Origin of the sequence: Streptococcus oralis (genome assembly GCF_023110055.1) — a bacterium.
GTDB lineage: Bacteria > Bacillota > Bacilli > Lactobacillales > Streptococcaceae > Streptococcus > Streptococcus oralis_BY.
In genome coordinates, this window is record NZ_JALDVG010000001.1 from 881,780 (window position 1) to 908,312 (window position 26,533).

Below are 26,533 nucleotides of genomic sequence, written 5' to 3' on the forward strand. Positions count from 1 at the left end.
CTATCCTTTATCTGATTGTTTTAAAACAACTTGATAGACTTTCTTAGTCCACTCTTCTAAGTCTTCTCCATCATAGTCAAGATAATGCACCCTATCTTGTATTTTAGTTGGAATAATATTTTCAAATTGGCACTTATTATGAGTTGGAATAATGCAAATATACAACTCACTTAATAAATTAAGCATGTCCTTAATTTTTACAGCATGGTAACCATCAAAAATATAACCAGGAACTTTAATCAAATCTGTATAGATAAAATGAAAACTTACTCCAGGAATAAACATATCTTGTAATTCTTTCTCTGAAGGAACTCGACCTAATAAACGCTCCATCGCCAATCGATAACCAGAACTTGTATTTGACCATCCTAACATGACATAGTCAAAATAATCTTTCGGATCAGATGCAGCATTTCGACTATCCAAAACCAACTCCTCAGCATCTCGCCTAAAGGCTTTTACAGCAGATAAGATCTGACCTGTTTTAAAAATAGAAATCGCTGCATCTATAGTCGTAGTATGGCTACAGTAGTCTGAAGTCACTAGCCTCTTATGTAGATCATAAGTCGAAGCTACTCTTTTATCTGTAGGGGTAAATGGTGGAAGAAAGGGATGCTGACAGATGTAATCTAAAATCTCTTTTTTTAAACAAGAATCAGCACACTCGATACTTGTTTGACGTTTATGAAGTTTTTCGTAAGCTATAAATTTAGCAATTTTTTCTAATTCCCACTCTTGAATATTTGGATAATCAATTAGTGCTAAGTAGTATATTCCATCCCATTGTAAACTATATTCTCCATTATAAATTTTTAAAATCATCTAATCACCTCACTCCATTATACTACAAAAGGAGGGGCGAACCTCCTTCTACACTATTTTCCCTTAAATTCCGCAAAAGTCTGTAAGATTTTAGCTGCTACTGCTGGAGAAGGAGCTCCTTTTAGCTCTAACGTGTCATCTGCATATGGACTAAGACCAGCAAAATCTCCTATCTGGACAGAATAGAGCGATGTTTTAAACAGTTCAATATCGTTTTGGTCATTTCCAAAAGCGATGAAGTTCTCCCCACATAATTTTTCAACAGTTGTTGCCTTATGAGTATCCAAGGGATTAACATAAAGGCACTTTTCATGCGCATGATAGGAGAGATGAGCCTGTCCTAGTCTTTCTAGCTGACCAAGCAGATCATCAAGCAACTCCTCATGGTCACCCATATAAACGACTACCTTAATCGGAATTCCTAAGTCCTCAAGTTTCTGATGACGAGCCACCTTTAGGGGATCTACACTGGAGATAAATGGAATTTTTTCTACAATCTGACCACTATAGTCAAAGCGATCATCTACAAAGAAAGGGAGATTATAAGTCTGGCAATAATCCACTAGCGCCTGATAAACTCTAGCATCGAGATTCCTTTCGAAAACAGCCTTCCCTAGATGATAGGCTACGCCTCCATTCAACCCTATGACCAAGCGCTGACTGAGTTCAGAACCTAATAAACCCAAGCAATCCCGATAAGAGCGGGCTGAGGCAAACACAAGCTCATGCCCATAATCTTCAGCCTTTAAAAGAACCTGCTTAATCTCCTCATCTATGGTCATGTAGTCAAAAGATAGCGTTCCATCCAGGTCAAATACGAATTTCATCGTTCTAGTCCTTGTTTAGTGTTCGAAGCGCTGCCTGATAGGTTTGCTCCATTAGCATGGTAATAGTCATAGGACCAACTCCACCCGGTACAGGTGTGATGTGGCTAGCAAGTGGTGCAACAGCATCATAATCAACATCTCCACAAAGCTTGCCATTTTCATCTCGGTTCATCCCAACATCAATGACAACCGCTCCTGGTTTGACAAAGTCAGCAGTCACAAACTTAGCGCGACCGATTGCAACCACAAGAATATCCGCCTTAGCAGCAACCTTGGCAAGATGATGGGTACGTGAGTGGGTCAAGGTCACAGTCGCATTCTTGGCTAAAAGAAGTTGGGCCATCGGTTTTCCAACGATATTTGAACGACCGATAACAACCGCATTTTTACCTTCTAGATCAATCCCATATTCATGAAACATCTCCATAATTCCTGCAGGTGTTGAAGGAATCATAACTGGATGACCAGACCAGAGGCGACCCATGTTTAGGGGATGGAAACCATCCACGTCTTTTTCGGGGTCAATGGCTAATAACACTGCCTCTTCATCGATATGTTTTGGCAAAGGTAATTGAACCAAAATCCCATGCCAAGCTGGATCTTGATTGTATTTGGCAATCAAGTCTAACAATTCCGCTTGGGTAATGGTCTCTGGAACTCGCACTACTTCACTACGGAAGCCAGCAGCAAGAGCTGACCGTTCCTTGTTGCGAACGTAGACTTGGCTGGCAGGATTGTCCCCCACCAAAATCACCACCAATCCTGGAACTAGACCTGTTTCTTCTTTTAGTTTAGCCGTCTTCTCAGCCAACTGTCCTTGTAACTTAGCCGCAAGAGCCTTCCCATCAATAATCTGTGCCATATCTCTTCTCTTTTCTATCAAATATCCTCTATTATATCAAAAAATAACTCGCCATCCTAACACTTCTTGCCTAATGGACCCTATAGTCTGAAACTATAAGAAAAAGCCCTTATCGAGCTTTTATGCTTATTTATACTAGGTAAACTTGTCATACTTTCTTTTTGACTTTTGGAGCCGGTAAGACTTCGTACATCTCCTTGATTAGTCTGATTAGACATGACTTATCTTCAATGTCTTCTATCAAAATCATCTCCTTAGCTCCTTCATAAGGACATTCAAGCCTAGTCTGTCCCAGTTGATCCATGACTACCTTCACAGGCTTCAGTAACAGACGATTATCGTAGATTCCTCCAATAATCTTTCCACGATAATAAAGAATATACTCTCCCATCATTGGACGATAACTCATCTCCTCTAGCTCTGATAGCTGTTCGAGAATAAAATCTAAATATTCTTTACTGGAAGCCATGATGCCTACTCCATTTCTTCTAAAAATGAGGTCTTACAAAACCTTACTCAAAAATTCCTTGGTTCGTTGTTCTTTTGTTTGATCGAAAATCTCCTCTGGTGTTCCATCTTCAACAACAACTCCATCCGCCATAAAGATGACACGGTCTGCTACCTCACGAGCAAAGCCCATTTCATGAGTCACAATCACCATGGTCATCCCTGATTTAGCAAGGTCTTGCATAACAGCTAGAACTTCTCCAACCATCTCAGGGTCTAAGGCTGAAGTCGGTTCATCAAAGAGCAAAACATCTGGTTCCATGGCCAAACCACGTGCAATGGCAATCCGTTGCTGCTGCCCTCCTGACAAACTCTGCGGATAGGCCTTTGCCTTATCTGGCAAGCCAACTTTTTCTAGCAGTTCCTGTGCTCTCTTCTCTGCAACTTCCTTGCTTTCACCTTTGGTTTTAATTGGTGATAAAGTGATATTTTCCATCACTGTCATATTAGGAAAGAGGTTGAATTGTTGGAATACCATGCCCATCTTTTCACGCATAGCAAAAAGGTCATTTTTCTTATCAGTGATATCAACTCCTTCAAAGATAACCTTACCTTTACTTGCTTCTTCAAGGAGATTCATCGAACGAAGGAGAGTTGATTTCCCGCTCCCTGACGGACCGATAATGACCACAACTTCTCCTCGTTTAATCTCAAGGTTGATGCCTTTTAAAACTTCATTTTTCCCAAAAGACTTATGTAGTTCTTCAATTTTAATCAAGGTTTCTGTCATTATTTCTTGTCTCCTTGTCCAATATGTTTTTCAAATGCTTTCAACGCCACTGTCAAAACAGAGGTCATAATCAAATAGTAAAAGGCTGCAAATAAAAGGGGAGTCAATGGTAAATAAGTTGTTGTTGCTACTGTCGTTGCACCATTCCACAACTCCATCACCCCAATCGCAGACAAGAGGGAACTATCCTTGATAATGGTGATAAATTCATTTCCCAGAGCTGGAAGAATATTCTTGATAGCTTGTGGCAAAATGACATAACGCATGGCATTTTTCGGACGAATACCTAGAGAATATGCAGCCTCTAACTGCCCTTTAGGAACCGCATTGATCCCTGCACGAACAGTTTCTGAAACGTAAGCTCCACTATTCATAGAAATAATCAGAATACCAGGAATCAAACGAGAAAGATCAACTCCTAAAATTCCCACTTGGATAGTCGGAGCATTGATATGCATAAGAGCAAAGGCAATCATAATCTGAACCATCATCGGAGTACCACGGAAAATCCAAACATACACATTTGCAAACCAAACGAGCGGTTTAAAGCGTGAACGTTGGGCAAAGGCCAGTAACACACCTATAATAGTCCCTAAGCAGACGACAAGGATGGAAATTAACACGGTAATCAGAGCACCATAGTTAAAATATGGTAAATACTTTGGTAAAAAAGAAAAATTCATATTCAATCAACTTTCTATGTATTAGATTGTATGATTATAACACAAATTGAATTAAAATGCAATCCTTTTCCCCTATTTTTAACAATTAACTTGATAGAATAGAGAAATAGAGAGAAATCACAGTTTTTTTCTAGTCAACTACCTCTTGTTTATGGTAAAATAGAAACGATAAGAAATGGAGGAGAATCAAAATGGAATCACATTTGGTTAGAATCATTAACCGCCTAGAAGCAATGACAAAAGATGGTGGAAATCTAAAACGTAATTTTGAACGTGAAGGTGTTGTTGTCGCAGAAGTTGCATACAGCCACGACGAAGAAAACGGATCACTCTTCACCCTTCGTGATGTAGAGGCTCGTGAAACTTACACCTTTGATAGCATTGATTTGATTGCAATGGAGATCTACGAACTCCTTTACTAATATAAAAACAACGGGCAGTAAGTCCCGATGAATGAGAATCCTTTTTGTCACCACAAATGGGATTTTTTCTTACCTTCAAGTTGCTTGATTCTCCATAAATCTCTCTTTTAAAAACGACCACTTCCCAATCTTTTTACTTGCTTTACACCTTAATCATGCTATAATGAGAGTATAAAACTTTGACTATTCTTGACCTTTTTTCTTAGACCAAGAATAAGAATGAAATGAGGTAGATGTATGCTCTGTCAAAACTGTAAAATTAACGACTCAACAATTCATCTGTATACCAATATCAATGGACAGCAAAAGCAAATTGATCTCTGTCAAAATTGCTATAAAATTATCAAAACAGATCCAAATAATACCCTCTTTAAAGGAATGACTGACTTAAACAATCATGACTTTGATCCTTTCGGCGACTTTTTCAATGATTTGAACAATTTCAAACCTTCTTCTAATAACGTCCCTCCAACTCAATCTGGTGGGGGATATGGAGGAAACGGTGGTTATGGACCTCAAAACCGCGGCCCACTTCAAACACCTCCTAGCCAAGAAAGAGGACTCCTTGAGGAATACGGTATCAATATTACTGAGATTGCTCGTCGGGGAGATATTGACCCTGTTATCGGTCGAGATGAAGAGATTATCCGCGTTATCGAAATCCTCAACCGTCGAACCAAGAACAACCCTGTCCTTATCGGAGAACCAGGTGTTGGTAAAACAGCCGTTGTTGAAGGTCTAGCTCAGAAGATTGTCGATGGCGATGTTCCTCATAAACTTCAAGGCAAGCAGGTCATCCGTCTGGATGTGGTCAGTCTAGTCCAAGGAACAGGGATTCGAGGCCAATTTGAAGAACGTATGCAAAAACTCATGGAAGAAATTCGCAAACGAGAGGACATCATCCTCTTTATCGACGAAATCCATGAAATTGTTGGTGCAGGATCTGCTGGCGATGGCAATATGGATGCAGGAAATATCCTCAAACCAGCCCTTGCCCGTGGTGAATTGCAACTGGTTGGTGCCACTACTCTCAATGAATACCGCATCATTGAAAAAGATGCTGCTCTAGAGCGCCGTATGCAGCCTGTCAAGGTAGATGAACCAACTGTCGAAGAAACCATTATCATCCTTAAAGGAGTTCAAAAGAAATACGAAGACTACCATCACGTCAAGTATACTGATGCTGCTATCGAAGCTGCTGCAAATCTTTCCAACCGCTACATCCAAGACCGCTTCTTGCCAGACAAGGCTATTGACCTGTTGGACGAAGCTGGTTCTAAGATGAATCTGACACTGAACTTTGTTGATCCTAAAGTGATTGATCAGCGCTTGATTGAGGCTGAAAATCTCAAGGCTCAAGCTACACGAGAGGAAGATTTTGAAAAGGCTGCTTATTTCCGCGATCAGATTGCCAAGTACAAGGAAATGCAGAAAAACAAGGTGACCGATCAGGATACTCCAATCATCAGCGAGAAAACAATCGAACATATCATTGAGCAGAAAACCAATATCCCTGTTGGAGAACTCAAAGAAAAAGAACAGTCTCAGCTTATCCATCTAGCAGACGACCTCAAGGCCCATGTTATAGGTCAAGATGAAGCTGTCGATAAGATTGCCAAAGCCATCCGTCGTAATCGTGTTGGACTTGGAACTCCTAACCGGCCAATCGGAAGCTTCCTCTTTGTCGGACCAACTGGTGTCGGTAAGACAGAACTCTCTAAACAACTAGCCATTGAGCTCTTTGGCTCTGCTGACAGCATGATTCGCTTTGATATGAGTGAATACATGGAAAAACACAGTGTGGCTAAATTAGTCGGTGCCCCTCCAGGTTATGTTGGCTATGATGAAGCTGGTCAGTTAACGGAAAAAGTTCGTCGCAATCCTTACTCACTCATCCTTCTCGATGAGGTCGAGAAAGCCCACCCAGATGTCATGCACATGTTCCTTCAAGTCTTGGACGATGGTCGTTTGACTGATGGGCAAGGACGCACAGTTAGCTTTAAGGATGCTATCATTATCATGACCTCAAATGCGGGTACTGGTAAGGCCGAAGCCAGCGTTGGTTTTGGAGCTGCTCGTGAAGGACGTACCAACTCTGTTCTCGGTGAACTCGGTAACTTCTTTAGTCCAGAGTTTATGAACCGTTTTGACGGCATCATCGAATTTAAACCTCTCAGCAAGGACAATCTTCTCCAAATCGTCGAACTCATGCTAGCGGATGTCAACAAACGCCTCTCTAGCAACAATATCCACCTCGATGTGACAGACAAGGTCAAGGAAAAGTTGGTTGACTTAGGTTATGATCCAAAAATGGGGGCACGGCCACTCCGTCGCACCATTCAAGACCATATCGAAGATGCCATAACAGACTTCTACCTTGAAAATCCAAGTGAGAAAGCCCTCAAGGCAGTCATGACAAGCAATGGCAAGATTCAAATCAAATCTGCCAAAAAACCTGAGAAAACAGAAGAGATTGCTTCTGAAATAGAAGAATAAATCTATCTAACAAGTGCAGAAAGTCTATCATTTTCTGCACCTTTTTTACTAAAATAAATGTAAAACCTTGACAGCTTGCCCCTCGTCCATTATGATAATAATAAAGATACTAGAGAATGAGGAAAATGCAATGGCAAACCCAACTTTTGGTGAAAAAAAAGAGAATGTGACCTACCAGCCCCGCTATGGTGTGTACGCAGTTATTCCGGATGCGGAGAAAAAACAAATTGTCCTAGTTCAAGCCCCCAATGGTGCTTGGTTCTTGCCAGGTGGAGAAATTGAAGCTGGCGAAGATCATCAAGAAGCACTGAAGAGAGAACTAATCGAAGAACTTGGCTTTACAGCTGAGATTGGAACCTATTATGGGCAAGCTGATGAGTATTTCTACTCTCGCCACCGTGATACCTACTACTACAATCCAGCTTATCTCTATGAAGCTACTTCTTTCCAAAAAGTACAAAAACCATTGGAAGATTTTAATCATATTGCTTGGTTCCCTATTGACGAGGCTATTGAAAACCTCAAACGTGGTAGCCATAAATGTGGAATTGAAGCTTGGAAAATCCAGCATGGAATTGGCTAAAATACACGATTTTATCCAAAAAGTGCTATAATAGAGTTAGAAAATCGGAGGAACTGTTATGAAGCTTATCAATACGACAAACTCACACTCGCAACTTGTTAAAAGCCAATTAGAAAGCACAGACGCAACTCTTGTCGAGGTCTATTCTGCTGGAAACACAGATGTAGTTTTCACACAAGCCCCGCTTCACTATGAAATCCTCATTTCCAACAAACACCGTGCTATTCGTGAACCTGAAATCGAAACCATCCAAGACTTCTTCTTGAAACGTAAAATCGACAAAGGAAGCATTGATGAAGCCAATATCAAGACGCTTTATTCAGATAAATTGATTGAGATTTCAATCCCTATAAAATAAGAAGACCAGCCAAAAGCTGGTTTTCTTTTGCAAAAAAGATTGGTAGTGCACAACTACCAATCTTTTAATTTTATTTCACTGCTTCTTTTAAAGCATCTACCTTGTCTAATCGTTCCCATGGAAGGTCAATATCTGTACGTCCCATGTGTCCATAAGCCGCTGTTTGACGGTAAATTGGGCGTTTGAGATCCAGCATTTGAATAATTCCTGCAGGGCGAAGGTCAAAGATTTGACGCGCTGCTTTTTCAAGCTTGCTTTCAGCTACTGTTCCTGTACCAAAAGTATCGATACGAACAGAAACAGGTTGCGCCACCCCGATAGCATAGGCCAATTGCACTTCTGCCTTCTTAGCAAGGCCTGCTGCAACGATGTTCTTGGCAATGTAGCGAGCTGCATAAGAGGCTGAACGGTCCACCTTAGTCGCATCCTTACCAGAGAAGGCACCACCACCATGGCGAGAGTAGCCACCATAGGTATCCACGATAATCTTACGACCAGTCAAACCTGAGTCTCCTTGAGGTCCACCGATTACAAAACGACCAGTTGGATTGATGAAGAATTTGGTTTGCTCATCCAAGTAAGATGCTGGAATAACTTCCTTGATAACCTTGCTAATCACATCATTGTGAATTTGTTCATTGCTAACTTCTGGGTCGTGCTGAGTTGAAATCACGACTGTATCCACACGTACTGGACGATCATTTTCATCATACTCAACCGTAACTTGTGATTTAGCATCTGGACGAAGATAGCTGATTTCACCAGACTTACGAAGTTCTGCCAAACGACGAACCAACTTGTGGCTAAGTGAGATTGGTAAAGGCATGAGTTCTTCTGTCTCATCCACTGCAAATCCAAACATAAGACCTTGGTCACCAGCACCAATCAAGTCCAGTGGATCTTGATCTGCATTTCCACGGACTTCCAAGGCTTCGTTAACACCTTGAGCGATATCCGGTGACTGCTCAACAAGTGACGGATGAACTCCCACCGTCTCCGCAGAAAAACCATACTCTGTATTGGTATAACCAATCTCTGCAATGGTATCACGAACCACACGGTTGATATCCACATAAGCATTTGTAGAAATTTCACCAAAAACATGGACCGAACCTGTGTATACAGCTGTCTCGGCAGCAACGTGCGCATCTGGATCCTTTGCTAAAATAGCATCCAAAATCGCATCTGAAATTTGGTCTGCAATCTTATCCGGATGCCCCTCAGATACAGATTCAGACGTGAATAATTTACGTTCTGACATAAAAATGTCCCCCCTTAAAAAATATTGTTATAGAGTTACAAAGTACTGATAGGAAAACTACTAGTAATGAATACCTACCACCTTATCGGGACTATATAACCTTATCATTATACCACTTTTTACTTTTTTTTGCAGTATTTTCTCTAAATAAAAACTCAGTAGAATCACCTGATTCTACTGAGTTTTTAAAATGTTTGGCGTTTTGCTTTACGCTCTGCACGCCCACGAGCACGATTTTCAGCACGCTTGGTTTTGCGACGTTTTTCATCCACTGCCCATTGAATCTTCTTCTTATAGCCTGGTTTGACTTTTTTCTTTTTCTTTTTGACCAAGCCAATCATTTCAATATCAAGCTTATCCTGCTTCTTTTCACGGTTGGCACGTCGATCACGATCATAGGTATCTTGAAACTCTCCGTCTTTGACCATCTTAGGAGTAAACTTGATCCCTAATTTCTCCAACTCACGGATATCCGAGTCATCACTAGGCTGGTAAAGGGTAATCGCTGTACCAGGCAGTCCGTTACGCCCAGTTCGTCCAACACGGTGAACAAAGAAAGACAAGTCTTGCGGAATGGCATCATTGATAACATGGCTGACACCTTCAATGTCAATTCCACGCGCTGCCAAGTCCGTTGCGACAATGTACTCAAAATCCAGATTTTTTACCTGATTCATGATCCGCTTGCGTTCACGAGGAGCAATATCTCCATGAATCTTAGCTACCTTCAATCCTTGAGCAGTCAAGTAGGCATGTAACTCATCAGCACGCGTTTTTGTGTTAACAAAAATCATTGCCAAATAAGGCTGCATCAGCTGAGTCAGTTGGTAAATCTGAGCATTCTTATCACGGCCCTTGGTCGAAATCAACCAGTTATCAATGGTATCTGAGATGACTGTTTTCGTCTTGATTTTTTCCATTACCGGATTTGACAAGTATTTTTTCAAGAACGGTTGCAATTTTTGTGGAATAGTTGCTGAAAAAACCATGAATTGTAAGTCTTTTGGAAGGCTTCCTGCAATCTTATCAACGGTTTCCAAGAATCCCATATCCAAGGTCATATCGGCTTCATCAATTACAAAGGTCTTGGCCTTGTGAATGGCTAAATCACCAGATTTAACCAAGTCATAGATGCGACCTGGCGTTCCGATAACAATATGTGGTTGGTTGCTGGCAAGTTTTTCAATCTGACGCGCCTTATCCGTACCACCCACATAATTAACCACACGAACTTCGACATCTGAGTGAGCTGCAATCTGACGAGCTGCTTGGTAGATTTGAGTGGCCAACTCACGACTTGGTGCAGTAATGACTGCTTGCACACTATCGCTAGTTTCATCTAATTGCTGGAAAATGGGTAATAAGAAAGTATGAGTCTTTCCTGAACCTGTTTTTGACTCGCCCACCAAGTCACGACCTGCCAGTACAATAGGAATTAATTTTTCTTGTACCTCTGTTGGAGTTGTAAATTTTAACTCCTCCAAGGCTTCTACTATATAACTTTTAAATTGAAATTTCTTAAATGACATACTATCCTCGATTCTATCCTTTCAATTATACCATATTTTATCCTATTGCAGTAGTCCCATTTGAGTCTCAGTCCTGTAGTAAAGATTCGAATAGATTAAAAGGTTGGAACTCTCTGGTTCCAACCTCTTTCATTATTTCCAGGTCAATACAGCATTCAAACCATAATGATCACTGACTTGTGGACTATTTTGTCCATCAAAAACTACTTGCAAACTCTCTACTTCTAACTCTTTGGTCGTAAAGACGTAGTCGATTCGTAATGGCTCGGTATTGCCTTTCCAGCCATCAATTTCTGGTGGAACGGTATAGCTACCACTTCTTTCTTTCGCAACTTCAAACGCGTCTTGTAATCCTAATGGGCTAGCTAAAATCGCTTGATAGCCTTCCTGACCAGCTGGATTATTAAAATCACCCGCTAAAATTAGAGGTTTCTTCAACTCTTTTAGTACAGCCTCAAATCGTGCCCATTCTTCTTGGAAACCTTTATCCCACCAAGAGAGATGAACGCTTGCAAGAGCAAGTTCCTTACCTTCAACCTCTGTCTCAGCCAAGGCAACGCGACGAGTATGGTAGTCCGTTGGATCATCTACATCTGATACTAAAATCTCACGCGCCTTAATAGGTGTTTTGGATAAGATAGCTACACCTTCATGATAGCGGTCATAGCCGATATGATTGTAGGCCCAAGTCCAGTAGTAGTTTTTCCCTTTCTCAGCCAATTTTTCGACTAGGAGTCGGACATAGTGATCCTGATGAATGGGTTCTGCTGATGGTAAAGCTTGATAGTGATTGTTAACCTCTCCCTCAGGCGAAGTCATTTCTTGATTGATTTCTTGGAAACAAATCAAATCATAGTCCTTATCAAGAATGTCTTGGAGTAAGATTTGGAATTTTTCCTCTGCTTCCTTCTCCATCCAACTGTGGGTATTGAGTGTTAGAAATTTCATGCTTTTCTCCTAAAACAAGAGGTTGGAAAACAGCTTCCAACCCCAAGTATATTACAATTCTACTTTAGCAACTGCTGTTTTAGCTGCAAGAGAACCTGTTTGTTCTAATTTAACTGATTTAAGGACATCACCATTTGTGAAGACAACCACTGTTGATGTTTTGCGTCCTGCTTCTCGAATAGCATCTAAGTCAGCTGTGACAAGAAGATCACCAGCAACCACTTTTTGTCCTTCAGAGACATGAACAGTAAATGGTTTTCCTTCAAGACTTACTGTATCCAAACCAATATGAACAAGCACTTCAAGACCTGAGTCAGTGACAAGACCAAGAGCGTGTTTTGTTGGGAAGATACTTGATACAGTACCAGTAACTGGAGATACAATGTTACCATTTGCTGGCTCTACTGCAAATCCATCACCCATCATTTTTTGAGCAAAAACTGGATCTTCCACTTGTTCTAAAGCAACAACTTGACCGTCAGCTACTGAGTAAACTTCCTCAGTTACACCTTTGAAATGGACAGTATTTTGTTGAGTTTCTGTCATTTGACTTGGAAGAGTTTCAGGAATTACTTCACCTGAGTCAAGGATATCTTGGATATCAGATTTCAATACGTCAGCTTTTGGTCCGTAGATAGCTTGGACACCTTGTCCTTTCATGACAAGCCCCATAGCTCCTTCTGCTTTCCATTGTTCCTCAGTACCAACGCGATCTGCGTCTTTAACAGTTACACGAAGACGAGTCATACATGCATCCACATCTACGATATTTGCACGACCACCAAGAAGGTTAATGATGTTTACGGCTTGAGAAGCTGCTGCAACTTTTGGAGTTCCAGGAGCTGCTTCTTCTGATGCTCCTTCAGCTGTTTCGTAGTTTCCGTTACGTCCTGGAGTTGCGTAGTTGAATTTCTTGATCATGAAGTTGGCAATGAAGTACATGATAACCGCAAAGAGAACAGTTACCCAGATAAAGTTAACGATATCCATACCAATACCAGCATTAATTGCCAATGGTGTACGAGTCAAGAATTCAATTGAACCGAATGAGTGGACACGAAGGTGAACAATATCTGCCATAGCAAAGGCAGCACCTTGAACTACTGAATAAACAAGGTAAAGAGGTGTTGCGATGAACATGAACATATACTCGATAGGTTCAGTAACCCCTGTCAAGAATGTTGCAAGGGCTGTCGCAATCATCATACCCTTGTATTGGTGTTTCTTGTCAGCATCAACATTGCGGTAGATAGCAACGATGACACCCATCAAGATACCAAATGAACCAATCATTTGTCCAACTTTGAAACGAGCTGGAGTGACTGTTGTAAGAAGGTGTTGGTATTGGTCAGCATTTGAACCTTTAAGGTTAACAAGGTCCGTTACCCAAGCAAGCCAAAGCGGATCTTGACCAAATACTTGTGTTCCTTTTGCTGCACCAGTTAACACTTCGTATGTTCCACCAAGAGCTGTATAGTTCATTGGGATTGTCAACATGTGGTGAAGACCGAATGGCAAGAGCAAACGTTCCAAAGTACCATACAAGAATGGTGCAAGGACTGGAGCAGTTTCTTGTGAGTTGGCAATCCAAATACCAAAGTTGTTGATACCTGTTTGAACTACTGGCCAAAAGGCAGCAAGTAGAATTGCAGCAATAGTTGAACGAAGAATAACGACGAATGGTACGAAACGTTTACCATTGAAGAATGAAAGGGCATCAGGAAGTTTACGGAAGTTGTAGTATTTGTTATAAGCTGTTGCCCCAACAAAACCAGAGATAATCCCTACGAAAACCCCCATGTTAAGTGCTGGTGCCTCAAGAACGCTGATAAAGTAGTCAGCAACCTTGATTGAACCACCAAAGAAAGTAGTAACCATTGCTTCAGGGTTTTTCAACATATCACCTGTAACACCGAAGATAGTACCTGTGATACGGTTAATCAAGATAAAGGCAAGTCCGGCTGCAAATGCACCACCTGCACGTTCTTTTGCCCAGCTTCCCCCAATAGCAAGGGCAAACAAGATATGAAGGTTACCGATAACCCCCCAACCAATTTGCTCAAGGATTCCACCTGTAATCACTAGAGGAGCAAGGTTTGGGTCGATCATCACGATTGATTTACCGATTGAGATCATCAATCCCGCCGCTGGCATAACGGCGATAACCACCATTAAAGCCTTACCGAATTTTTGCCAAAATTCGAAAGACAAGACATTTTTGAATGTAGCTTTCATCATTCAAATCTCCTTTATTTTATTTAGGCAAACGTTTTACGAAAACGTTTGCATTTGGTTATGTATTAATTATACCACTTTTATTTTTTTTGTAAAGGCTTTTATAAAAAAAATGTCTATTTTTTTTAATTTTTAAAAAAGAAAAAGAAAAGTTTACGAAAACTTCTCTTTTAAATATGTATTATTTTTCTGATTTGTACTGCAATTTGCATTTAAATCCAACTAGATCTTCAAGAATCGACGCATCGAAATCCCTGAACCAATTGAACCAATGAAAATTCCGATTATAAATAATAGGACTGTCATCAGAGGGATAAACACATCTGGTGTAATCATTGACAAGTTTTGACCTACCAAGGATTTATTGACCGATTGATAGACCATATTATAAATAAAGAATACAAGGACTGAAGGAATTGCTGCACCGAGCAAGCCAATAAAAGCACCTTCTAGCAAGAATGGACCACGGATATAGCCATTTTTCGCTCCTACAAGACGCATGATCTGAATCTCACGACTACGTGAAATAATGGTGATACGAATGGTATTGGAAATGAGGAAGACTGCGATAAAAATCAAGAGCCCTGCAATAACCAATCCCCAAACACGGATAAAGGAAGCCAATTCAAAAAGTCGTTGAGTGTTGGCTCCACCATCTTGAACCTCTGATACCCCCTCAATTTTCTTAGCTTCTTCAGCTACCGTTTTAACATCACTCGGAGAATTTGTATCAACGACATAAGCATCATAGAGAGGGTTTGCATCCCCTTCAAAGACCTTCCAATCGTCACCCATTGTTTCCGTTAGTTTTTCGTACTGTTCTTCTTTACTTGAGAAGGTAACACTTTTAACAGCAGGCATAGCTTTCAAAGCATCATAGACCTTGTGGTAGTCATTATTGGTAACTGTCTGACCTTCTTTTTCAATCGTTTCACTGTTATCAGCTACATCCTTACGAATGTAAACCATGACCCGAACGTTGTTTTCAATGTCGGTAGCCAGTTTTGCTGTATTAAAAATTACAGATGCAAACAGGGCAACGAGTGTTAAGGTAATCATAACCGAACTCACTGCTGCTACTGTCATCCAGCCATTTCGTTTTAAACTTTTTAATGATTCAAATAAATGGCGAAAAAATCTACTAATCATCGTATCCATATTCTCCTTTAGCTTCGTCACGAACGACACGGCCATTTTCAATGGCAATGACACGGTGGCGCAAGGTATTTACAATCTGGCTATTGTGGGTTGCCATCAAGACAGTAGTACCTTGGAGATTGATGCGTTCCAACAGATTCATAATTTCCCATGAATTATCTGGGTCCAAGTTTCCTGTTGGCTCATCGGCAATCAATACTTTAGGATTGTTGACAATCGCACGAGCAATCGCAATCCGTTGTTGCTCTCCACCTGAGAGTTCATTAGGGAAAGAGCGAACCTTATGTTTCAAACCAACCAGGTCCAATACTTCCATAACACGTTTTTTGATGTTGCGACGGCTCTCACCGATTACTTCCATTGCATAGGCAATATTCTCATAAACAGTCTTCTTAGGCAAAAGTTTGTAATCCTGAAAGACTACCCCGACACTACGACGTAGAAGTGGGACATCTTTCTTCTTAATTTTAACTAAATTAAAGCCTGCAACTGTTAGGCTTCCTTTTTCAATCTTTACTTCTCGGTATAAAGCTCGAATAAAGGTTGACTTACCTGCCCCAGAAGGTCCTACGATATAGGCAAACTCTCCTGGTTCAATGGTAACAGATACTCCACGCAGGGCAGTCGTTCCATTGTCATACTTTTTGACAACATCTCTCATTTCAATGATTGACATATGAGTTCCTTTCTATCTTAGCTGATTCGCCACTTGAGGTAGGCATCGATAAAACCATCAAGGTCTCCATCCATCACCTTATCTACCTGAGCAACTTCAAAGCTTGTACGGTGATCTTTTACCATAGTATAAGGCGTGAAAACATAAGAACGGATTTGGCTTCCCCATGTGATTTCTTTTTTCTCACCTTTAAGGGAATCAACTTCCGCAGCTTTCTTTTCTTGCTCCATTTGATAGAGCTTAGCCTGCAACATCTTCATGGCACGATCTCTATTTCCATACTGGGTACGATCGACCGTTGATTGGACGACAGTTCCCGTAGGAATGTGTGTCAAACGCACACCCGTTGAAACCTTATTGACATTTTGTCCTCCAGCGCCACCTGAACGGAAGGTATCCATTTTGATATCATCTTCACGAATCTCCACTTCGATGGTATCATCCAACTCAGGCATAACCTCTACGGATGTAAATGAAGTATGGCGACGTTTGGCAGAGTCAAATGGCGAAATACGGACCAAACGGTGAACACCCATTTCTGATTTAAGTAGGCCGTATGCATTGGGTCCTTCAAAAGACAAGGTCACAGACTTGATACCTGCTTCATCGCCAGCTTGGTAATCCAAAACTTCTACTTTAAAGCCTTTGGCATTTCCATAACGAGTATACATACGAAGCAACATATCGCCCCAATCCTGTGCCTCAGTACCACCAGATCCTGGATGGATTTCCAAGATTGCATTATTATGGTCATAAGGTTCTGACAAGAGAAGGGTCATCTCGTAGCTGGTCATCATCTTATCCAGTTCTGTCAACTGTTCGACCAGTTCATCATGGACTGACTCGTCTTCTGCTAAAAAGTCCAATAAAATTTCAACTTCATCCTGCAACTCTTCCATTTTACGGAAGGTGTTGTAGGTGTTTTTTAATTCATTTAATTCTTGCGACGTTTTTTGGGCCGCGATATTATCGTTCCAAAAATCAGGTTCTGTCATCTTGTTTTCCAAGATGGCAATCTCTTCCTCCAAGCCTTCGAGGTCAAAGAGACCCCCTAAAAGAAGCTAATTTTTCACGATTTGCGTCAATTTTTTGACGAATTTCTGAAATGTCCATAGATACTCCTTTTCATATCGTTTTATTATACCATAATCTCTCATTTCTTTCCATATTTTGCTCTTCACCGCTTTTGATGGCAGAAGAAAAGAGGCTCTAAAGCCTCTGGTTTAAAGGACTTTGGCAGAGGTATGAGTGATCTCCTCCACTTGAATTCCTTCTTTTTCAAACTTATCCTTTAATGAAGTCAAATCGATTTTTCCATCAATTTGAACTTCGATGACGACCTTGCCATCCTTACGTGGAATGTTGACAGTATGAGAAATATTTAAATCCTCTTCTACAATTAGAGCTACAATTTTCCCCAGTACTCCGACTTCATTTTCTGTAATGAAACGAACACGAATCCCCTCTTCTCCGTATCCGGCGATTTCCAAGAAAGCCTGAAAAACATCGCGATCTGTAATGACGCCGTAGACCTGATGATTGTCTACGACTGGTAATATCCCAATTTTATTTTTCAGCATCAGGTAGGTCGCATCTTCTAGACTAGCATAGCCAGAAACCGTCACGACATCTCGAATCATTACATCTTTTACTTTGGTTTTATTCAGAAGATAATTCATCTCATAGATAGAGAGACTGGTTGCTTTAGATGGGCTGGCTTCCGCGATGGTTCCTTCTGTTACCAATCCGACTAATTGATCGTTTTCGATAACAGGTAAACGGTGCAAACCTTGCTCGCGCATCAAATCTGCTGCGTGTGCTACAGTCGTATCTGGACTGATATAAACTACCTTACGGGTCATGAAATCTTTAACTGCCATGAGACTTCTCCTTCTATATTGCTACTTTTATTATACACTTTCTTAGAAAATCTATCAAACGCTTTCATCTCTTTTTCAAGATTTTGAATAATCTGAGAAGTTTGCATAAAATGCCATTGTAAGTTAAAAGGGAACCGAAGTCCCATCTCTTCTTAAATCGTAACAGTGTCTCGATCTTTTATCATATAACGTTTCAGTGGGCTAAGACTAGCTAGCCAGTATAGTAGACCACCAAATAGCGCAGTAAATCCGCTACCAGTTGTGATTAAAAAGATTGGACTTTGAATTTGTGCAGTTACAGGGTTGTAGACAAAAAGTACCGCTACCAATAAGGAGATAAATACGCAAGACAAGCCAACTAAGTTAAATCCTTTAGTAAATTCGTATGCGTCATGCCCTTCAAGGAAATAGGCTGAACGCAAGTCGAGTTTTCGTTTTCTTAAGATAAAATAGTCGACAACAATCATACCAATAATTGGCCCCTGAATATAGGCAGCTAGGGAGATGAAGGATCCGAAATACTCTTCTACTCCTCCCCAGATAGTGAGTAGACTCACGTAAACCATGGCAATCCAAACCATTAGTTTATAGCTTACTTTGGGCATCCCACTTTTGACAATCATACAGTTCACATATGATCCTGTCCCCTGGGTTCCAATATTGGCAAAGGCTACTAGTAGTAGACTTAAGAGAGCAAAGGCTGGGGTGCTTAGAGTTGATAGCATGGTTGTTGGATCACTTTCATACACACCTGTTTTGACAAACATGGCTAGAGCCATGACTCCACCTGTAGCAACGAAGAATGGAGCCACAACTCCGTATGATAAAGCTGTAGCCCAATAACCACTGCGTTCTGATTTTGCTAAACGCGGTAAAACCAATGCCTGTGTAGACCAAGAAAAAGCAAAGGCAACATTTCCTTCTCCAGAGAGCATGAAGCGTTCTAATGGCGTCAAATCTCCTTGAGTGGCTGGTTGGATATTCATAATATCCGTTATAGGAACGGCGACAAAGCAGATTCCAACGATAATCAGACCGACAATCAATAAGGCGATAACCAAAAAGCGATTGGTCCATTTAATCACTTCTGGACCTCCAAGAGCAATGAGAGTCCCAAGAAGAACACAGAGGGTACCAAGAATAGGCGCCCATACTCCCTTGTCCAAACCAAGACCAAAATTATTTACCAAATGAATCATGGAACTGGCAAAAAGATTGGCCGCAACAGCATACCATCCAAAGTTAGCCAAGCTAATAATGGTTGATAACAGGGCTACACCTCTTTTTCCTAGAACAGCTCTCAACCAAATCCACAAATCAATTCCATACTTAACCGCAAACAAAATAGGGAGACATTCAATAAAAACCCAGATAATGTTAAAGCTAAAAATATTTATCAACATTTGATTAAAGGTCAAATATTGAGCTACATAAGCCCCTTGGGTATAACACCAAGTAGCAATGGCAAAACCACTTGTCGATAGAAAGAGATCCCAGAAAGAATACTGACGATCCTTATTGGTCATGGGAACAATTCCGGTTATGGTTTCTTGTTGGATATAGTCATTCATTTTAGACATGTTATTGAATTCCTCCCGTCATTGCTAAGATAATCAAAACAAGGTTGATTAGGACTATGGAGATGATTAAAATGAAATCACTTTTTAGGAAGGGTTGAACAAACTCGTAGTTTGGTGACTCCATTTCTTCCAATCTTCTCTTTGTTTCAGTTGCTACTAAATCTTCAATTTCAGATGTCGTTTTCATCTCAGTTCTCCTCCAAATACAAAACAAGGGCCAGTTGTCCATATTGTTTGGTATAGCGATACCAGATGTAGAGGAACTCACCGACTGGTTTTCCGACACTCTCCTGGAACAAAGCCCACAAGAACCAATAATATGAGGTCACTGCTACATAAGCCAAATAGTGACGTTTGGTTTTCTTATCTGGAACTCCTTGTAGATACAATTCCAGTACTTTTTCAGCATCTGCTACAGTATAATTGGAACACGCGATAAAGGTGCCCAAATCTCCTGCTGGCTCTCCCATTCCAGAATATTCCCAATCAATCAAGCTAATTTCGCCTGCTTCATTTAACAAAAAATTAGGACTATAGGAATCTCCATGACAAAGGACAACCTGTTTCGGATCATTCTGTAAATAATTTTTGAGAATTGAAACAGTTTCATCCAATTCCTCGAGGCCATCAAATTCAAATCGATTTCTAGCCTTCAATTTTTCTTTAAAATCATCAATTCCCTCAAATTGGTCAAAGGAATGTCCTGTTTTTTCTCCAGATTGATGTAACTGTCTCAAGAGGTCCATTGCTTGTGCCACATCATCCCAATTATCATAATCCAGTTGCTTAGCATTGGGAATAAATTCTGAAATCTTCCATCCCTCATCCTTGTTCATGGCTACGAAGGTACGGTCAATCTTTAATTTTGCAGCAATTTCCATTGAAGCTGCTTCACTAGCTCGGTCGATATAATTTTCCGTTCCTCTACCCGGATGACGGTAAACATATCTTTTTCCTAGACAATCAAATGAAAATGATGTGTTGGTTAACCCATCTTTTAGAGGTTTGATATTGACAATATCTGAAGCCACACACTTTAATGTCTTACAGATATTATCGATAATAGCTGAGTCTGCATTTACCAAATAACGTTCATCAAATTGACGGAGTTCATCTAGTGAATCAAATTCTTTAACAATATCCGCTGAATAGTGACGAGCTTCTAAAAGGAGTTCCTTGACATGGCGACTATAGTAATCTTCCCAAAGTTGTTCCCGATAAGGTTCGTGCTTAAACTCGGTTTCTAAAATTTCCTTGAATTTCTCGCTAAATGCACGGTCGAAATAAACGTGCCCCACCATAGCCCAAGTATTTTCTCCACCAATCTGGATATCAATGATGGTGTGATTCGAATCCTCTATAGCACAATATTCGTCCGTTTGACCTTCTGCAAATATCGTCGAGTAGTAACCTCTATAAATATATTGCTCAAACGGATTTTCCACAAAATAATTATCCGATGAACAAATATAAGTGTTGGAAAGTTGATTTTTAACCAACATAAGAGACGAACAGTTATTGTATTTGTAGTAATCATTATTTACTACAATTTTTACACCAAACTTCTCAGCAAGATAGAACATTTTTTCTTGTAGGTAGCCTACAATAACAGTTATATCTTCTATTCCTGCTTCTTGCAGCTGTCTGATTTCCCTCTCTATCAAGCGTTCCTCCTTGACTTGAAGCAATCCTTTTGGAATCTCATAAGACAAAGGAGCAAAACGACTACTCATGCCAGCAGCCATTATAATGGCATTTTCTACTCGATAGGGTTCTAAAACTTTCTGACCTAGTTCAGTTAAGTGAAGTTCCTCATCAAGCCACTTCTCTTCTTTCAGTTTTTTCAATAATGTGTTGATCGTTCCTAAAGATAGGTCTAACTCTTCAGCTAACTGTCTCTGAGTAAATGTCTTTTCTTTATGTATCAACATAAAACGCAAAAGTTTAAATTGTTTTTCTGTTAGCATTTCTCAGTCCTCCTGTTCAATTTTTTCTTACTCATATTATAATATGAACAAAAATGACTGTCAATTCAAATAGGGAAACAATGAGTAAAAATTAAGACCTTCTTCCCTTTCCTCAAAAAACATATAAATAAAAGAGCTCCTTATTCTGGAGCCCTGAAATATTTTATATTTTTGATAAGTAGTCATATAAGGTGTCGCTTGATTGCAATCCTTATCTACCGACTAAAACAATCCACTGGATCTGATGATTGCTACGCAATCTCCATCCATAACCTAAACTAGTCTCCCAGACTAGAGGAGAATTGCTTGCGCAATTCTTATCCGCCGACTAAAAAGGTCCCCCGGACCTTTTTAGCCACCTAGATATGCTTTTCTGACTTCATCTGATGCTGCGAGTTCTTTTCCTGTTCCTGATAGGACAATCTTTCCTGTTTCAAGTACATAACCACGGTCAGAGATAGCGAGGGCCTTGTTAGCGTTCTGTTCAATTAGGAGAACCGTTGTTCCTTGCTTCTGAATATCTTGAATGATATCGAAAATTTCTTGGATAAAGATCGGGGCAAGTCCCATTGACGGCTCATCCAAGAGAAGGAGCTTAGGTGTAGACATGAGAGCGCGTCCCATAGCCAGCATCTGCTGTTCACCACCTGAAAGAGTTGCCGCATCTTGGTTTTTACGCTCTTCAAGACGTGGGAAGCGTGAGAAAACTTTTTTCAAGTTAGCTTGATTTTCTTCACGATTTTTCTTTAAAAAGGCTCCCATTTCTAAGTTTTCCATAACAGTCAAACCTGGGAAAACATGGCGTCCCTCAGGGACTTGTGAAAGGCCACCTGCCACGATTTTTTGCGCAGGCAACTTTTGAATTTCTTTTCCCAAAAACTCAATTTTACCAGCACTTGGACGAACCAAACCTGAAAGGGTACGAAGAATGGTTGTTTTACCAGCACCATTGGCACCGATAAGAGAAACAACTTCACCTTCATTAACCTCGAAACTTACATCACGAACTGCTTGGATCATACCGTAATGCACAGAGAGGTTTTCAACTTTTAACATAGACATTAGGCTTCACCTCCTAGATAAGCTTCGATAACGCGTTTGTTGTTCTTGATCTCATCCGGAGTCCCATGAGCAATCAACCGACCATATTCAAGAACATAGATACGCTCAGTGACTTCCATAACCAAATTCATGTCATGTTCGATAAGCATGATGGTAATTTTAAATTCATCTTTGATACGACGGATCAATTCTGTCAATTCAGCTGTCTCTTGTGGATTCATCCCAGCTGCAGGTTCATCCAAAAAGAGAATCTTGGGTTCGGTTGCCAGAGCACGAACGATTTCTAATCGACGTTGTTGACCATAGGCCAGATTCTTGGCAAGAGTATCTGCGTCGCCATCCAAATCAAAAATCTTCAGTAAGTCCAAAGCTTTGCTTTTTAATTCTTCCTCATTCTTATAAAAAGCTGGTAGGCGTAGGAAGCTCGCAAGGACATGTTGTTTATGATGATTGCTAAATGCAATCAAAACATTTTCCAAAACTGTCAAGTCCTTGAACAAACGAATATTTTGGAAAGTACGACTGAGTCCAAGTGAAGCAATCTTGTAGGGAGTTTTCCCATTTAGGAGGTGACCATCTAGTGTCACAGTACCTTCGCTTGGTTCATAAACACCAGTCAAGAGATTGAAAAGGGTTGTTTTACCAGCCCCGTTTGGTCCGATCAAACCAACCAATTCTCCCTCGTTCAATTCAAGAGTGACATCTCCAACAGCTGTTAGACCGCCAAAATGTTTGGTTAACTGTTTAACTTCAAGTAGTGCCATTAGTTTTGTCCCTCCTTCTTCGATTTTTTAAAGAAACGTGATAGACTCAATTCCCATGTCCCAAGAAGTCCACCTGGTCTGAAAATCATGACCAATACAAGAGCCAAGGCGTAGATGATCATACGTACGCTAGCTACATCTTGAAGGAGCATATTTAAAATTCCTAAAACAATCGCTGAAACGATGGTACCAGTAATCGATCCAAGTCCACCAAATACAACGATAATCAACACATTGATGGAATTAATAAAGGTGTAATCTTTTGGCACAACAGATCCGATAAAACCAGCCTGAAGTGAACCAGCAATACTTGCTGTAATGGCTCCAAAGACAAAAGCGATAATCTTGATCTTTGTAGTGTTTACTCCAACGGATTCAGCAGCAATCTCATCCTCACGAACAGATAGAGTAGAGCGTCCAATTGGACTACGTAAGAAGTTGAGAGTTACAATAGTTGTGATCACCACAAATAGATAAACCATTTGCCAGTTGGTAAAGTTTGGAATACCCAAGATACCAGCGGCACCGTTGGTCAAACTTCCACCATTAATGATAAAGATACGAATGATTTCTGAAACACCTAGTGTCGCAACAGCCAGGTAGTCACCCTTTAAACGGAGTGTTGGAATCCCAACGAGCAAAGCGACTGCACCAGAAATCAAGGCGCCCAAGGCCATTGCTCCAAAGAAGGCACCATAGGTTGGTGATTTTGAACCAATAATCGCTGCTGCATAAGCCCCAATCGCCATAAAACCTGCATGACCAAGTGAGAATTGTCCTGAAAAACCAACGATTAAGTTCAAGCCTACTGCAAGGATGATATTAATCCCAATTTGTTCTAAAATTTGGACATGGAATAGATTGAGAACACCAGCAGAAACCAGTACACTAATCAATCCATAACCCGCTAACAGAAGGAATAACCAGAGAATATTTACTTTAAGATTTGTCTTCATTGTTTACACCTTCTCTTTCACATTCTTACCAAGGATACCCGCAGGTCGAACAATCAGAATCAAAAGCAAAATTCCATACACGATAGCATCACGGAAATCAGACATACCGAAGGCAGTAGCAAATGTTTCCAACAAGCCAATCACAAATCCTCCTAGAGCTGCACCAGGGATAATCCCGATACCACCGAGTACGGCCGCAACGAATGATTTTAGACCTGGAGTCACACCCATCAAAGGTTCAAGAGAGTTGTAGTAAAGGGCAATGAGGACACCTGCTGCACCAGCAAGAGCTGAACCCAAAGCAAAGGTAAAACTGATTGTACGGTTTACATTAATTCCCATCAATTGAGCTGCGTCACTATCAACTGATACCGCACGCATGGCTTTCCCCATTTTTGTTTTTTGGACGATCAATTGCAATAAAACCATCAAGAATATAGAAACTGCTAAAATCATCAATTGAACATTTGTCAAGCTAATTGGTCCCAAGTCAAAGCGGACTGTTTCAATTGCTTGAGGAAAGGCACGAGTATTGGCACCTACTAGATAAACCATTCCGTATTCCAGTAGGAAAGAGACTCCGATGGCAGTAATCAATACAGCAATACGTGTAGAGTGTCGCAAAGGACGGTAGGCAAGAAACTCAATCACAACACCAAGTAGTGCAGTTCCAGCCATTGAAATAATTAAAGCTAAAAAGAAATCCATATGGAAAGAATTAATCAAAAAGTAACCAATAAAGGCACCCATCATGTAAATATCGCCATGGGCGAAGTTGATGAGTTTGATAATTCCATAAACCATGGTATAACCTAGAGCTAAAAGTGCATAAACACTACCCAGAATTAGACCATTCACAAGTTGTTGGAGCATAGCATTCACTCTTTTCTATCGTTATTTTTTAGAAAATTTCATTATTTTCACAAGTTCATAAACACCGAAACAGGGAGTGAGTCAAAGGCTCATTCCCCATTTCAATTACTATTCTAATGTTATGGTTTTACAACTTCTGCTTCTTCAACTTTACCATTGTTCATGGTCATCATGTAAGCAGTTTTCACTGTATTGTGGTCAGCATCAAAGCTTGTTTGACCAGTTACACCATCAAAATCTTTGGTTTTAGCAAGGTTGTCCTTGATTTCACCTGAGTTTTTAGCACCTTTTGCAGCATTTGCTACTAGGTAAACTGAGTCATAGGCCAAAGCTGAGAATGTTGAAGGCTCTTCATTGTATTTAGCACGGTATGCTTCAAGGAAAGCTTTAGCTTTTGCAGAAACATCAACAGTAGTTGAGAATCCAGAGATGAAGTAAATGTTTGATGCTCTTTCAGCAGTTGCTTGTTGAACAAATTCTTCACCGTTAAATCCATCACCACCAACGATTGGTTTATCAATTCCCATACCACGAGCTTGGTTTACAATTTTACCAGCTTCTGTGTAGTAACCTGGAACTACGATAGCGTCAAACTCTTTGTCTTTCATTTTAGTAAGGGCTGCTTGGAAGTCAGTATCACCTGCTACAAACGTTTCATCTGCTACAATCTCACCCTTGTAGGCTTCGCGGAATGATTTAGCAATACCTTTTGCATAGTCACTAGCGTTGTCAGTATAAAGAACAACCTTCTTAGCATTCAATTTGTTTGTTACATAGTTAGAAATAATCTTCCCTTGGAAGCTATCTTGGAATGTTCCGATAAATAGGTAATCTTGACCTTTGGTCAAACCATCTTGTGTAGCACTTGGTGAAATCAATGGCACTCCAGCTTTAGTAGCGTTAGCTACAGCTGCAGCAGTTGCACCAGATGTCGCAGGTCCTACAATAGCTGCTACTTTTGATTGGGTAACAAGGTTTGTTGTAACAGAAGCTGCTTCAGCAGTTTCTGACTTGTTGTCTTTGTCTACAACTTCGATTTGTTTTCCATCAATTCCACCTGCAGCGTTGATTTCGTCTACAGCAAGTTGGGCACCTTTTTGTTCAGCTGTACCGTAAGCTGCCACAGCACCTGTCTCTTCAAAGTTAAAACCGATTTTAATTGTTTTTTCGTCTACTGGATTTCCAGTTGTGTTTGACGCTCCTGACTTGACCTCTCCACAGGCAGCAAGAAGAGCCACACTAGCAAGAGCCACAAAAGATAGGGCAAATTTTTTCTTCATTTTTAATCTCCTTATAGTTGTTTCAAAAATTGTATGTTAAGAATATACCGAATTATCAGAAAATTGTCAATGTA

The 26,533-nt window shown here is 40.5% G+C and carries 26 protein-coding genes; 4 read left to right on the plus strand and 22 right to left on the minus strand.

The genetic code is table 11. The annotated features are described in order from the left end of the window. From M1G01_RS04245 to M1G01_RS04270, 6 genes are all read right to left on the minus strand, one after another. On the minus strand, window positions 1-822 hold the full coding sequence (locus M1G01_RS04245) for a phosphate ABC transporter ATPase (protein ID WP_247931242.1): 822 nt from the start codon (window positions 820-822) through the stop codon (window positions 1-3). Window positions 823-875: 53 nt separating this feature from the next. Further along, window positions 876-1,649 carry an HAD hydrolase family protein gene (locus M1G01_RS04250; RefSeq protein WP_247931243.1) on the minus strand — a complete coding sequence of 258 codons (774 nt, stop codon included), beginning with the start codon at window positions 1,647-1,649 and terminating at the stop codon, window positions 876-878. Window positions 1,650-1,653: 4 nt separating this feature from the next. After that, complete coding sequence (locus tag M1G01_RS04255; protein WP_000057225.1) at window positions 1,654-2,511, minus strand: bifunctional methylenetetrahydrofolate dehydrogenase/methenyltetrahydrofolate cyclohydrolase; 858 nt, start codon at window positions 2,509-2,511, stop codon at window positions 1,654-1,656. 148 nt (window positions 2,512-2,659) lie between these two features. Continuing rightward, window positions 2,660-2,980 (minus strand): TfoX/Sxy family protein, encoded by a 321-nt coding sequence (locus M1G01_RS04260; RefSeq protein ID WP_070656989.1) that lies wholly within the window; start codon window positions 2,978-2,980, stop codon window positions 2,660-2,662. Window positions 2,981-3,013: 33 nt separating this feature from the next. Continuing rightward, window positions 3,014-3,748, minus strand: a complete 735-nt coding sequence (locus M1G01_RS04265) for an amino acid ABC transporter ATP-binding protein (protein WP_247931244.1) — start codon at window positions 3,746-3,748, stop codon at window positions 3,014-3,016. Next, window positions 3,748-4,431, minus strand: a complete 684-nt coding sequence (locus M1G01_RS04270; protein WP_001011622.1) for an amino acid ABC transporter permease — start codon at window positions 4,429-4,431, stop codon at window positions 3,748-3,750. The genes M1G01_RS04265 and M1G01_RS04270 overlap by 1 nt, the downstream gene beginning before the upstream one ends. Window positions 4,432-4,622: 191 nt before the next feature. Here M1G01_RS04270 and M1G01_RS04275 point away from each other — a divergent pair, with 191 nt between their 5' ends. The 4 genes from M1G01_RS04275 (at window position 4,623) to M1G01_RS04290 (ending at window position 8,290) form a co-directional block, all read left to right on the plus strand. Next, a complete protein-coding gene (locus M1G01_RS04275) occupies window positions 4,623-4,853 on the plus strand; it encodes a DUF1797 family protein (RefSeq protein ID WP_000443577.1) in 231 nt (76 codons plus the stop codon). A gap of 237 nt (window positions 4,854-5,090) precedes the next feature. After that, entirely contained in the window at window positions 5,091-7,349 is a 2,259-nt protein-coding gene (locus M1G01_RS04280; RefSeq protein WP_247931245.1) for an ATP-dependent Clp protease ATP-binding subunit, read from the plus strand. Between the two features lie 130 nt (window positions 7,350-7,479). After that, on the plus strand, window positions 7,480-7,932 hold the full coding sequence (locus M1G01_RS04285) for an NUDIX hydrolase (RefSeq protein WP_247931246.1): 453 nt from the start codon (window positions 7,480-7,482) through the stop codon (window positions 7,930-7,932). A 58-nt stretch (window positions 7,933-7,990) separates the two neighbouring features. Then, entirely contained in the window at window positions 7,991-8,290 is a 300-nt protein-coding gene (locus M1G01_RS04290) for a DUF1827 family protein (protein WP_000767205.1), read from the plus strand. 70 nt (window positions 8,291-8,360) lie between these two features. Here M1G01_RS04290 and metK read toward each other — a convergent pair whose 3' ends face one another. The 16 genes from metK to M1G01_RS04370 all read right to left on the minus strand — a co-directional run bounded on the left by metK (window position 8,361) and on the right by M1G01_RS04370 (window position 26,459). Continuing rightward, window positions 8,361-9,551, minus strand: coding sequence for a methionine adenosyltransferase (gene metK / locus M1G01_RS04295; RefSeq protein ID WP_049478314.1), 1,191 nt, complete (start codon window positions 9,549-9,551; stop codon window positions 8,361-8,363). Between the two features lie 185 nt (window positions 9,552-9,736). Further along, window positions 9,737-11,080: a DEAD/DEAH box helicase gene (locus M1G01_RS04300; protein ID WP_084976370.1), complete on the minus strand. Its 1,344-nt coding sequence runs from the start codon at window positions 11,078-11,080 to the stop codon at window positions 9,737-9,739. A gap of 132 nt (window positions 11,081-11,212) precedes the next feature. Further along, on the minus strand, window positions 11,213-12,028 hold the full coding sequence (locus tag M1G01_RS04305; protein WP_084976371.1) for an endonuclease/exonuclease/phosphatase family protein: 816 nt from the start codon (window positions 12,026-12,028) through the stop codon (window positions 11,213-11,215). Between the two features lie 51 nt (window positions 12,029-12,079). Continuing rightward, window positions 12,080-14,266, minus strand: coding sequence for a PTS transporter subunit IIBC (locus M1G01_RS04310; RefSeq protein ID WP_081364926.1), 2,187 nt, complete (start codon window positions 14,264-14,266; stop codon window positions 12,080-12,082). A 219-nt stretch (window positions 14,267-14,485) separates the two neighbouring features. Beyond that, window positions 14,486-15,412, minus strand: a complete 927-nt coding sequence (gene ftsX, locus M1G01_RS04315) for a permease-like cell division protein FtsX (protein ID WP_247931247.1) — start codon at window positions 15,410-15,412, stop codon at window positions 14,486-14,488. Beyond that, a complete protein-coding gene (gene ftsE / locus M1G01_RS04320) occupies window positions 15,405-16,097 on the minus strand; it encodes a cell division ATP-binding protein FtsE (protein WP_000022275.1) in 693 nt (230 codons plus the stop codon). The genes ftsX and ftsE overlap by 8 nt, the downstream gene beginning before the upstream one ends. Window positions 16,098-16,114: 17 nt before the next feature. Beyond that, window positions 16,115-17,210, minus strand: a protein-coding gene (gene prfB / locus M1G01_RS04325; RefSeq protein ID WP_096753628.1) for a peptide chain release factor 2 whose coding sequence is annotated in 2 segments (ribosomal slippage) — window positions 16,115-17,137 and window positions 17,139-17,210 — 1,095 coding nt in all. Because the reading frame shifts where the segments join, the coding sequence is not laid out codon by codon here. A 110-nt stretch (window positions 17,211-17,320) separates the two neighbouring features. Further along, entirely contained in the window at window positions 17,321-17,977 is a 657-nt protein-coding gene (locus tag M1G01_RS04330) for a CBS domain-containing protein (protein WP_000268645.1), read from the minus strand. A gap of 152 nt (window positions 17,978-18,129) precedes the next feature. Continuing rightward, window positions 18,130-19,557 carry a cytosine permease gene (locus tag M1G01_RS04335; RefSeq protein WP_247931248.1) on the minus strand — a complete coding sequence of 476 codons (1,428 nt, stop codon included), beginning with the start codon at window positions 19,555-19,557 and terminating at the stop codon, window positions 18,130-18,132. Between the two features lies 1 nt (window position 19,558). Beyond that, complete coding sequence (locus M1G01_RS04340; protein ID WP_000859100.1) at window positions 19,559-19,744, minus strand: hypothetical protein; 186 nt, start codon at window positions 19,742-19,744, stop codon at window positions 19,559-19,561. 1 nt (window position 19,745) lies between these two features. After that, window positions 19,746-21,524: a phosphotransferase gene (locus tag M1G01_RS04345; protein WP_247931249.1), complete on the minus strand. Its 1,779-nt coding sequence runs from the start codon at window positions 21,522-21,524 to the stop codon at window positions 19,746-19,748. 351 nt (window positions 21,525-21,875) lie between these two features. Next, the gene (locus M1G01_RS04350) at window positions 21,876-22,586 is read right to left on the minus strand and encodes an ABC transporter ATP-binding protein (protein WP_000062204.1); all 711 of its coding nucleotides are present in this window, start codon (window positions 22,584-22,586) and stop codon (window positions 21,876-21,878) included. Continuing rightward, complete coding sequence (locus tag M1G01_RS04355) at window positions 22,586-23,350, minus strand: ABC transporter ATP-binding protein (protein WP_001186014.1); 765 nt, start codon at window positions 23,348-23,350, stop codon at window positions 22,586-22,588. The genes M1G01_RS04350 and M1G01_RS04355 overlap by 1 nt, the downstream gene beginning before the upstream one ends. Next, window positions 23,350-24,306 carry a branched-chain amino acid ABC transporter permease gene (locus M1G01_RS04360; RefSeq protein ID WP_247931250.1) on the minus strand — a complete coding sequence of 319 codons (957 nt, stop codon included), beginning with the start codon at window positions 24,304-24,306 and terminating at the stop codon, window positions 23,350-23,352. Before M1G01_RS04360 ends, M1G01_RS04355 begins: the two co-directional genes overlap by 1 nt. A 3-nt stretch (window positions 24,307-24,309) precedes the next feature. Then, window positions 24,310-25,179 carry a branched-chain amino acid ABC transporter permease gene (locus M1G01_RS04365; protein WP_247931251.1) on the minus strand — a complete coding sequence of 290 codons (870 nt, stop codon included), beginning with the start codon at window positions 25,177-25,179 and terminating at the stop codon, window positions 24,310-24,312. A gap of 119 nt (window positions 25,180-25,298) precedes the next feature. Beyond that, window positions 25,299-26,459 carry an ABC transporter substrate-binding protein gene (locus tag M1G01_RS04370; RefSeq protein WP_247931253.1) on the minus strand — a complete coding sequence of 387 codons (1,161 nt, stop codon included), beginning with the start codon at window positions 26,457-26,459 and terminating at the stop codon, window positions 25,299-25,301. Window positions 26,460-26,533 lie beyond the last annotated feature (74 nt).